9 protein-coding genes are annotated in these 9,768 nt (G+C 73.8%); 7 read left to right on the top strand and 2 right to left on the bottom strand.

Annotation, left to right across the window (positions count from 1 at the left end; translation table 11 throughout):
• Positions 1 to 197 precede the first annotated feature (197 nt).
• Positions 198 to 905, top strand: coding sequence for a hypothetical protein (locus AB0O29_RS32475; RefSeq protein WP_365158964.1), 708 nt, complete (start codon positions 198 to 200; stop codon positions 903 to 905).
• A gap of 112 nt (positions 906 to 1,017) precedes the next feature.
• On the opposite strand, the gene AB0O29_RS32470 is transcribed toward AB0O29_RS32475, so the two are convergent.
• A complete protein-coding gene (locus AB0O29_RS32470) occupies positions 1,018 to 1,263 on the bottom strand; it encodes an antitoxin (RefSeq protein WP_365158961.1) in 246 nt (81 codons plus the stop codon).
• 47 nt (positions 1,264 to 1,310) lie between these two features.
• Positions 1,311 to 1,547, bottom strand: coding sequence for a hypothetical protein (locus tag AB0O29_RS32465; protein ID WP_365158958.1), 237 nt, complete (start codon positions 1,545 to 1,547; stop codon positions 1,311 to 1,313).
• 185 nt (positions 1,548 to 1,732) lie between these two features.
• Between AB0O29_RS32465 and miaA the strand changes: the two genes are divergently transcribed.
• The 6 genes from miaA to hflX form a co-directional block, all read left to right on the top strand.
• Entirely contained in the window at positions 1,733 to 2,671 is a 939-nt protein-coding gene (miaA, locus tag AB0O29_RS32460; RefSeq protein WP_365158956.1) for a tRNA (adenosine(37)-N6)-dimethylallyltransferase MiaA, read from the top strand.
• 112 nt (positions 2,672 to 2,783) lie between these two features.
• On the top strand, positions 2,784 to 3,350 hold the full coding sequence (locus AB0O29_RS32455; RefSeq protein ID WP_365158967.1) for a hypothetical protein: 567 nt from the start codon (positions 2,784 to 2,786) through the stop codon (positions 3,348 to 3,350).
• Between the two features lie 85 nt (positions 3,351 to 3,435).
• Complete coding sequence (gene dapF / locus AB0O29_RS32450) at positions 3,436 to 4,311, top strand: diaminopimelate epimerase (RefSeq protein ID WP_365158955.1); 876 nt, start codon at positions 3,436 to 3,438, stop codon at positions 4,309 to 4,311.
• 140 nt (positions 4,312 to 4,451) lie between these two features.
• Complete coding sequence (locus AB0O29_RS32445; protein WP_365158952.1) at positions 4,452 to 6,524, top strand: HD domain-containing protein; 2,073 nt, start codon at positions 4,452 to 4,454, stop codon at positions 6,522 to 6,524.
• A 99-nt stretch (positions 6,525 to 6,623) separates the two neighbouring features.
• Entirely contained in the window at positions 6,624 to 8,099 is a 1,476-nt protein-coding gene (locus AB0O29_RS32440; protein ID WP_365158949.1) for a M1 family metallopeptidase, read from the top strand.
• A 160-nt stretch (positions 8,100 to 8,259) separates the two neighbouring features.
• Positions 8,260 to 9,768, top strand: a 1,509-nt coding sequence (gene hflX, locus AB0O29_RS32435) for a GTPase HflX (protein ID WP_365158946.1), incomplete at its 3' end; no start/stop codon positions are given.

Raw genomic sequence — 9,768 nt, 5'->3', positions numbered from 1 at the left:
CCCGCGAGGTCTACCACGCTCTGACCACCGCACCGACCGAACGAATCACTCAAACCGACCTCACTCCAGCGGCTTGACGTCTATAGGAGCATCCCGGGACCCCTCCGGCACCGGCACGGCACCGGCGCGGCGGCCCCACGGCCCGCCGCGCCGGGACGTCTGGCCCGATCGGCACGACAGCGCCTAGGCTGCGGATCATGCTCGTAGCCGCCGCCGTCTGCCCCGCCCCGCCGCTCCTCGTGCCGGAGGTCGCCGCGGGCGCCGCCGCCGAGCTCGACGCGGCCCGTACCGCCTGCTCCGACGCGCTCGCCGTGCTGGCCGCCTCCCGGCCCGACGTGCTGGTCGTGGTCGGCAGCGCCGACGCCGACCACGAGGGGGCTTACCCGCAGGGTTCCCGGGGCGGCTTCCACGGCTTCGGCGCCGACGCCGAGGTCCGGCTCGGCGAGGGCGAGGAGGGGCCGCGGCTGCTGCCCGCCTCCCTCGCCATGGGCGCCTGGCTGCTCGGCCGCGCGCGGTGGGGCGCCGCCCCCGTCGAGGGGCTCGCCGTCGCCGCCTCCCTGGAGGCCGGACGCTGCCTGGAGACCGGCCGGGAGCTCGCCGCCGCCGACGAACGGGTCGCGCTGCTGGTCATGGGCGACGGCAGCGCCTGCCGCACCCTGAAGGCCCCCGGCTACCTCGACGACCGCGCCGCCGCCTTCGACGCCGCCGCCGGCCTGGCCCTCGGCGCCGCCGACACCGGCGCGCTGGCCGCGCTGGACCCCGTACTCGCCGCCGAGCTCCAGGCCGCCGGGCGGGCCCCCTGGCAGGTGCTCGCGGGCGCGGCCGAGGGCGCGGGCCTGGGCGGGCGGCTGCTGTACGAGGACGCCCCCTACGGGGTCGGCTACTTCGTGGCCGCCTGGTCCTGAACCCCGCCCGCTCCCGCCCGCTCCCGGGCGTGACGGCGTACGGCGAAGGGGCGCGGGACCGCCGGTCCCACGCCCCTTGATCCCGCCGCGCCGCTCGGCGCGGCGCCCTGCCTCAGGAAGCCGCCGGCGGCGTCGGCCCGCCGGGGGTGTCCTTGTGCGCGACCTTGCCCAGGGCGTCCTTCGCCTTGTCCGTACCGGTCGTGATCCGGTCGCTGTACTTGCCATGGGTCTTGGAGTCCACGACCTTGGCCACCTTGTCCAGGCCCTCGCCGATCTTGCCCTCGTGCTTCTGCGCGAGGTCGCCGACCTTGTCCTTGGCCGGGGCGAGCTTGGCCTTGAGATTGTCGAGCAGGCCCATGGGTCACCTTCCTGGTGTCCCCCCGGACCGGGCCGGGGGAGCGGTGGCTACGTGCGGGCGCCCTCGCCGGTCTCGCTGTCCGCCGCGACCTCCGCCGACTGCTGCTTCGGGATCTCCACGGCGGCCTCCGCCGCGGGAGCCCCGGTCGCAGCCGCCTCGGCCTCCCCGGCCCCATCGGCCGGGCCGGTCTCCGCGGCCGGCGTCTCCGCCGGGGCGGCCTCGGCGGCGACCTGCTCGGTCACTGCCTCGTCCTTACGGCGAAAAATCCGGTCAAAAACGCCCATGTCTACTCCCATAACGTTACTCGTGCGGGTGAAGTTCCGCTGTGGCCGGACCGGCCTCCACCAGATGCGCGCCAGGCGCACGCCGGGCCGGAACCTCTTCAGGGCAACGACCCCGGACACCCCCCGTCACCTCACCCGATCGGGTACATGCCGGTGTCTTGACCGGGGGCTGCGAGACTGTGTCGGTGAGGAATGCAGCTCCCGCCCCGCGGGTCATCGCCGTCGTCGGTCCCACCGCGGCCGGAAAGTCCGACCTGGGCGTCGCCCTGGCCCGCCATTTCGACGGCGAGGTCGTCAACGCCGACTCCATGCAGCTCTACCGGGGGATGGACATCGGCACCGCCAAGCTGACGATGGACGAGCGCGGCGGCGTCCCCCACCACCTCCTCGACGTCTGGGACGTCACCGAGACCGCCAGCGTCGCCGAGTACCAGCGGCTCGCCCGCGCCGAGATCGACAAGCTCCTCGCCCAGGGCCGCACCCCGGTCCTCGTCGGCGGGTCCGGCCTCTACGTCCGCGGCGCCCTCGACGCCATGGAGTTCCCCGGCACCGACCCCGAGGTCCGCGCCCGGCTGGAGGCGGAGGCCGCCCTGCACGGCCCCGGAGTCCTGCACGCCCGCCTCGCCGCCGCCGACCCGGCCGCCGCCGCCGCGATCCTGCCCGGCAACTCCCGCCGCATCGTCCGGGCGCTCGAAGTGATCGAGATCACCGGCAAGCCCTTCACCGCCAACCTGCCCGGCCACGAGTCGGTCTACGACACCGTCCAGATCGGCGTCGACGTGGCCCGCCCCGAGCTCGACGAGCGCATCGCGACGCGCGTCGACCGCATGTGGGAGGCCGGACTGGTCGACGAGGTCCGCGCCCTGGAGGCGCGGGGCCTGCGCGAGGGCGTCACCGCCTCCCGGGCCCTGGGCTACCAGCAGGTACTGACCGCCCTCGCCGGCGGGTGCACCGAGGACGAGGCCCGGGCCGAGACCGTACGGGCCACCAAGCGCTTCGCCCGCCGCCAGGACTCCTGGTTCCGCCGCGACCCCCGTGTCCACTGGCTCAGCGGAGCCGCCGCCGACCGGGCGGAACTCCCCCGACTCGCGCAGTCGTTGGTCGAACGAGCGGTCACAGCCTGATCACGTGATGGCATCGGGACGCCCCGAGCGCCCGTCGCGGGCCCGGGACCGTGCCATCATCAAACTTCTGAACAGTGGCGTGCGGAGTCCGAAGTGGGGAGGGCGCGTGGCTATGGAGGCCGGCCCTCGGCGAGACACCGGGCGGGACGACACCGGGCGGGAAGCGGACGTGAACCCGTCCGTCCTCCCCGCGCCGGCCGGCGAGCCCGCGGGCCCCGGCGCGCCCGGAGCCCCCGGCGGCCCGGACGGCCCCGACGGACTCGGCCTGCCCGCCGACCCGGCGCGGCTGACCACCGACGGCCCCGACGCCCCCGAGCCCGGCACCGAGGCCGCGGCCGGCCCCGCCGTCGAGGTCGAGCTGCGCCCGCAGCGCAGGCTGCGCATCTGGCAGATCGCCCCCATCGTGATGCTGGCCGCCGCCGGCTCCCTGATGTTCGCCTTCCCGCTCGCCTTCGAGTTCGGCGACGGCGGCGCCGTCGTCGCCATGCTCGGCTTCCTCATCAGCTCCTGCGCGGGCGGCTGGGGCATGATGGCCGCCCGCCGCGTCGGCTACTCCTGGCCCGGGCTCCCGCCCCGGGGCGGGAGCCGCCGCCCCGACTGGCGGATCGCCGCGCTGTACGCGCTGGTCGCGCTGGTCGTCGTCGCACTGGCCGTCTACCGGGTGGCCCGGCTGCGCTGACCGGCGCCGATGCCGCCCTGACCGCCCGCTGACCGCATGCCGAACCCACCGGCCGGGGCGGCGCCCCGCTCGGTACCATGGGCTCGTGACGCACACCACCCTCCCCTTCCTCAAGGGCCACGGGACCGAGAACGACTTCGTGATCGTCCCCGACCCGGACAACGCCGTCGAACTGCCGCCCACCGCCGTCGCCGCCCTGTGCGACCGCCGGGCCGGCATCGGGGCGGACGGTGTGCTGCACGTCGTGCGCTCCGCCGCCCACCCCGAGGCCGCGCACCTGGCCGACGAGGCCGAGTGGTTCATGGACTACCGCAACAGCGACGGCTCCGTCGCCGAGATGTGCGGCAACGGCGTACGCGTCTTCGCCCGCTACCTCCACCACGCGGGACACGTCGAGCCCGGCGACTTCGCGGTCGCCACCCGGGGCGGGGTCAAGCAGGTCCACCTCTCCAAGACGGGCGACGTCACCGTCTCCATGGGCAGCGCCCTGCTGCCCGGGGGAGAGGTCACCGTCTCCGTCGGCGAGCGCTCCTGGCCCGCGCGGAACGTGAACATGGGGAACCCGCACGCCGTCGCGTTCGTTGAAAGCCTCGACGACGCCGGCGACCTGTACAGCCCCCCGCCCTTCAGCCCCGCCTCGGCCTACCCCACCGGGGTCAACGTCGAGTTCGTCGTCGACCGCGGCCCGCGGCACGTCGCCATGCGCGTCCACGAGCGCGGTTCCGGCGAGACCCGCTCCTGCGGAACCGGCGCCTGCGCCGTCGCCGTGGCCGCCATCCGCCGTGACGGAGCCGACCCCGCGGTCACCGGTGTGCCCGTCTCGTACACGGTCGACCTTCCCGGCGGTACCCTCGTCATCACCGAACACCCCGACGGTCGCATCGACATGACCGGACCGGCCGTCATCGTGGCCGCCGGCGAGTTCGAAGCGGACTGGCTCACCGAAACGGCTTTCGCCTGAAGATTCCCTCTCATGGGTGATCCGTTTCACGCTGAGCGAGAGGCGGACTGCGCCACGTGGTGGGGTCGGTAACATCAGGCACCGGCCCTGAGGGCTCACCCCATGCCCACCACCGCCGGTCGAAGCCGCCGGAGGTGCCCATGAGTGCAGAGGCCACGAACCCCGAAGCACATGCTGAAGTGCGCCCTGAGCTGCGCAGACGTGGCCGGACCCGGCTCGATCTGCGCCGCCTGGGCCGAGCCGCCCTGCTCGGGCCCGCGTCCCGGGACCGGCTCCCGGACGCCATCGGACACGTAGCAGAAGCGCACCGCGCCCACCACCCGGACGCGGACCTGTCCATCCTGCGCCGTGCGTACCTCCTGGCGGAGTCCTCGCACCGCGGCCAGATGCGCAAGAGCGGCGAGCCGTACATCACGCACCCCCTCGCCGTCACCCTCATCCTGGCCGAACTCGGCGCCGAGACCACCACCCTGACGGCCTCCCTGCTGCACGACACCGTCGAGGACACCGAGGTGACCCTCGATCAGGTCCGCGCCGAGTTCGGCGACGAGGTCGCCTTCATCGTCGACGGCGTCACCAAGGTCGAGAAGATCGACTACGGCGCCGCCGCCGAACCCGAGACCTTCCGCAAGATGCTCGTCGCCACCGGCAACGACGTCCGCGTCATGTCCATCAAACTCGCCGACCGGCTGCACAACATGCGCACCCTCGGCGTGATGCGCCCCGAGAAACAGGCCCGCATCGCCAAGGTCACCCGCGACGTCCTGATCCCGCTCGCCGAACGCCTCGGCGTCCAGGCCCTCAAGACCGAGCTGGAAGACCTCGTCTTCGCGATCCTGCACCCCGAGGAGTACGAGCGCACCCGCGCGCTCATCACCTCCCACACCGGCGAGGACGACCCACTCCTCGCCATCGCCGAGTCCGTACGCACCGTCCTGCGCGAAGCCGGCATCGCCGCCGAGGTGCTCGTCCGCCCCCGGCACTTCGTCTCCGTCCACCGCATCTCCCGCACCCGGGGCGAACTGCGCGGCCCCGACTTCGGCCGCATCCTCGTCCTCGTCGGCGAGAACGCCGACTGCTACGCGGTCCTCGGCGAGCTCCACACCTGCTTCACCCCGGTCATCTCGGAGTTCAAGGACTTCATCGCCGTCCCGAAGTTCAACCTCTACCAGTCGCTGCACACCGCCGTCGCCGTCCCCGAGGGGTACGTCGCCGAAGTCATCGTCCGCACCCGGCAGATGCACCGCGTCGCCGAGGCCGGCGTGGTCGCCCTCGGCAACCCCTACGCCACCGGCGAGAGCGCCGACAGCGAGGACGAGCGCATCGACCCCACCCGCCCCGGCTGGCTCTCCCGGCTCCTCGACTGGCAGCAGTCCGCGCCCGACGCCGACACCTTCTGGACCGGGCTGCGCGCCGAGCTCGCCCAGGACCGCGAGATCACCGTCTACCGCGCCGACGGCGGCACCCTGGCCCTGCCCGCCGGGGCCAGCTGTATCGACGCCGCCTACGCCCAGCACGGCGAGGCGGCCCACGGCTGTATCGGCGCCCGCGTCAACGGGCGCCTCACCTCCCTCTCCGCCACCCTCTCCGACGGGGACACCGTCCAGCTCCTGCTCGCCCAGGACGCCTCCTCCGGGCCCGCCGCCGACTGGCTGGGCCACGCCAGGACCCCGGCCGCCCGGATCGCCATCAGCGGCTGGCTCCAGGCCCACCCCGACGGGCCCGTACCCGCCACCGCGGCCCCCCGCGCCCCCCTCTCGGTGCCCGGGCTGCGCGGCGGCGGGGGCAACGCCGTCGCCGACCTCCCCGACGCCCACGTGCGCCTCGCCGGCTGCTGCACCCCCGTACCGCCCGACGCGGTCGCCGGGTTCGTCGTCCGCGGCGGGGCCGTCACCGTGCACCGCGTCCACTGCCCGGCCGTGGCCCAGATGCGCTCCCTCGGCCGCACCTCCGTCGCCGTGCACTGGCGGGCCACCGCCGACTGCCGGGTCACCCTGCTCGCCGAATCGTTCGGCCGCCCGCACCTGCTGGCCGACCTGACCGAGGCCATCGCCCGCCAGGGGGTCGAGGTGGTCTCCGCCACCGTGGAGCCGCCCGTGGAGCAGCGGGTCCGGCACAGCTACACCCTCCAGCTGCCCGACGCCTCGGTGCTGCCCGGCCTGATGCGGGCCATGCGGGACGTGCCCGGCGTCTACGACGTCGGCCGGGTCTGAGGGGGACCGGGGGCGGGGGGCCGCCGGGGGAGTCTCGTTCGGGTGGATCCGTCGCGCGCCGCGCGCGGGCCCGCGGCGGGCGCTGATAAGCGGTGGTGGATGCAGCTCTCCTCCCCCCGCCTGCGCGCCGCCCTGCTCGCCGCGGCCTCCCTCACCCTCGTCGCCGCCGTGCTGCCCCCGCCGAAGCCGCTCGGCATCGGCGACCGGCTCTTCCCCGAGCTCGGCAACCCCGGGTACGACGTCCTCTCGTACGACCTGTCCCTCACGTACAAGGACAACCGCAGCCCCCTCGACGCGGTGACCACCCTGGAGGCCCGGGCCCTCGCCCCGCTGGAGCGGGTCAACCTGGACTTCACCCACGGTACGGTGGCCTCCGCCGAGGTCAACGGCGAGCCCGCGCGGTTCGAGAGCGCCGGGGAGGACCTCGTCCTGACCCCCGCCCACCCCATCGCCGCGAACACGCCGCTGCGGATCACCGTCCGGCACACCAGCGACCCGCGCGGCTCCGCCGACGGCGGCTGGGTCACCACCGAGGACGGCCTGGCCATGGCCAACCAGGCCGACGCCGCGCACCGGGTCTTCCCCTGCAACGACCACCCGGCCGACAAGGCGTACTTCACCTTCCGGGTCACCGTCCCCGAGGGCTACACGGCCGTGGCCAACGGCCTCCCCGGCGCCCTCCCGGCCGCCCGCGCCGGCGGCGCCACCCAGTGGACCTACCGGACCCTGCACCCGATGGCCACCGAACTGGCCCAGGTCTCCATCGGCCGCTCCGCCGTCCTGCACCGCACCGGGCCGCACGGACTGCCGGTGCGCGACGTGGTGCCGGCCGCCGACCGGGAGCGGCTCGAACCCTGGCTGCGCAAGACCCCCGGGCACATCGCGTGGATGGAGGACCGGGTCGGCCGCTACCCCTTCGAGAACTACGGAGTCCTGATCGCCCGGGCCCGCACCGGCTTCGAGCTGGAGACGCAGACCCTCTCGCTCTTCGAGAACGGCCTCTTCGCGGGGGAGAAGGAGGGCTACCCCGAGTGGTACGTCGAGGCGATCATGGTCCATGAGCTGGCCCACCAGTGGTTCGGCGACAGCGTCACCCCGCGCACCTGGTCCGACCTGTGGCTCAACGAGGGACACGCCACCTGGTACGAGGCCCTCTACGCGGACGGGCTCGGCAAGTACTCCCTGGAGCGGCGCATGCGCGAGGCGTACCAGCGCTCCGACCAGTGGCGGGCCGCCGGCGGCCCCCCGGCGGCCCCGAAGGCCGCCGCCCCCGGCCAGAAGATCGGACTCTTCCGGCCGGTGGTCTACGACGGGTCGGCGCTGATCCTCTACGCCCTGCGGGAGGAGATCGGCACCGCCGCCTTCGACCGCGTCGAGCGGCGCTGGGTGGCGGAGCACAAGGACGCGACCGCCGGCACCGAGGACTTCGTACGCCTGGCCTCGCAGGAGGCCGGACGCGACCTCTCGGCCTTCCTCCGCCCCTGGCTGTACGGCGAGAAGACCCCGCCCATGCCCGGCCACCCGGACTGGAGCGCCCCGGCGGCCGGGAAGACGGCGCCCGGAAAAACGGTATGACGGGCCGGGAAGGGGCATGTCACCATCGATGAGGCCGACGACGAGGCGGTCCGGGAATCCCCGGACGGGGTCCGGCGTTGGACGTGACAGAGTGAGTCACGCACGGCGGTACCTTTGGCCCTAGCCGGCGCGCACGCTAACGAATCGACGTAAGGATCCAATGACCTCCTCTTCTTCCCCTTCCCAGGACCCGCGGGACGCGCAGGACGTGCGGGACCCGCAGAGCTTCACCGAGAGCCTTCGGGCCGATGCCCTGATGGAAGAGGACGTCGCCTGGAGCCACGCGATCGACGGAGACCGGGACGGCGACCAGTTCGACCGCTCCGAGCGCGCGGCCCTGCGCCGCGTGGCCGGTCTGTCCACCGAGCTCGAGGACGTCACCGAGGTCGAGTACCGGCAGCTCCGCCTGGAGCGCGTCGTCCTCGTCGGTGTCTGGACCTCCGGCACGGTCCAGGACGCGGAGAACTCCCTCGCGGAGCTCGCCGCCCTCGCCGAGACCGCGGGCGCCCTCGTACTCGACGGCGTGATGCAGCGCCGCGACAAGCCCGACCCGGCCACCTTCATCGGTTCCGGCAAGGCCCGCGAGCTGCGCGACATCGTGATGGAGAGCGGTGCCGACACCGTCGTCTGCGACGGCGAGCTCAGCCCCGGCCAGCTCATCGCCCTCGAAGACGTCGTCAAGGTCAAGGTCGTCGACCGGACCGCCCTGATCCTCGACATCTTCGCCCAGCACGCCAAGTCCCGAGAGGGCAAGGCGCAGGTCGCCCTCGCGCAGATGCAGTACATGCTGCCCCGTCTGCGCGGCTGGGGTCAGTCGCTGTCCCGGCAGATGGGCGGCGGCGGCGGTGGCGGCATGGCCACCCGAGGCCCCGGTGAGACCAAGATCGAGACCGACCGGCGCCGCATCCGCGAGAAGATGGCGAAGATGCGCCGGGAGATCGCCGAGATGAAGACCGGCCGCGACATCAAGCGGCAGGAACGGCGCCGCAACAAGGTGCCCTCGGTCGCCATCGCCGGCTACACCAACGCCGGCAAGTCCTCCCTGCTCAACCGCCTCACCGGCGCGGGCGTCCTGGTGGAGAACGCGCTGTTCGCCACCCTCGACCCGACCGTGCGCCGCGCCGAGACCCCGTCCGGCCGGGTGTACACCCTGGCCGACACCGTGGGCTTCGTCCGGCACCTGCCCCACCACCTCGTCGAGGCGTTCCGCTCCACGATGGAGGAGGTCGGCGACTCCGACCTCATCCTGCACATCGTGGACGGCGCGCACCCGGCGCCGGAGGAGCAGCTGGCGGCGGTCCGCGAGGTCATCCGCGAGGTCGGCGCGGTCAACGTGCCCGAGATCGTGGTGATCAACAAGGCCGACGCCGCGGACCCGCTGGTCCTGCAGCGCCTGCTGCGCATCGAGCGCCACTCCATCGCCGTCTCGGCCCGTACGGGCCAGGGCATCGAGGAACTGCTCGCGCTCATCGACAGCGAGCTGCCGCGGCCCGCCGTCGAGGTGGAGGCCCTGGTGCCTTACACCCGCGGCGGACTGGTCGCCCGCGCGCACGCCGAGGGCGAGGTGATCTCTACGCTGCTGTCCGACCGTGCGAACCGGCGCATCGGCTACCGGATCATCGTCCCGGTGTCCCTCCTGACGCTGGCCGCGGCGCTCGGCCTCAGCGGC

Origin of the sequence: Streptomyces sp. NPDC089915, assembly GCF_040684675.1 — a bacterium.
Lineage (GTDB): Bacteria > Actinomycetota > Actinomycetes > Streptomycetales > Streptomycetaceae > Streptomyces.
This window is presented reverse-complemented; position numbering and strand designations above follow the sequence as displayed.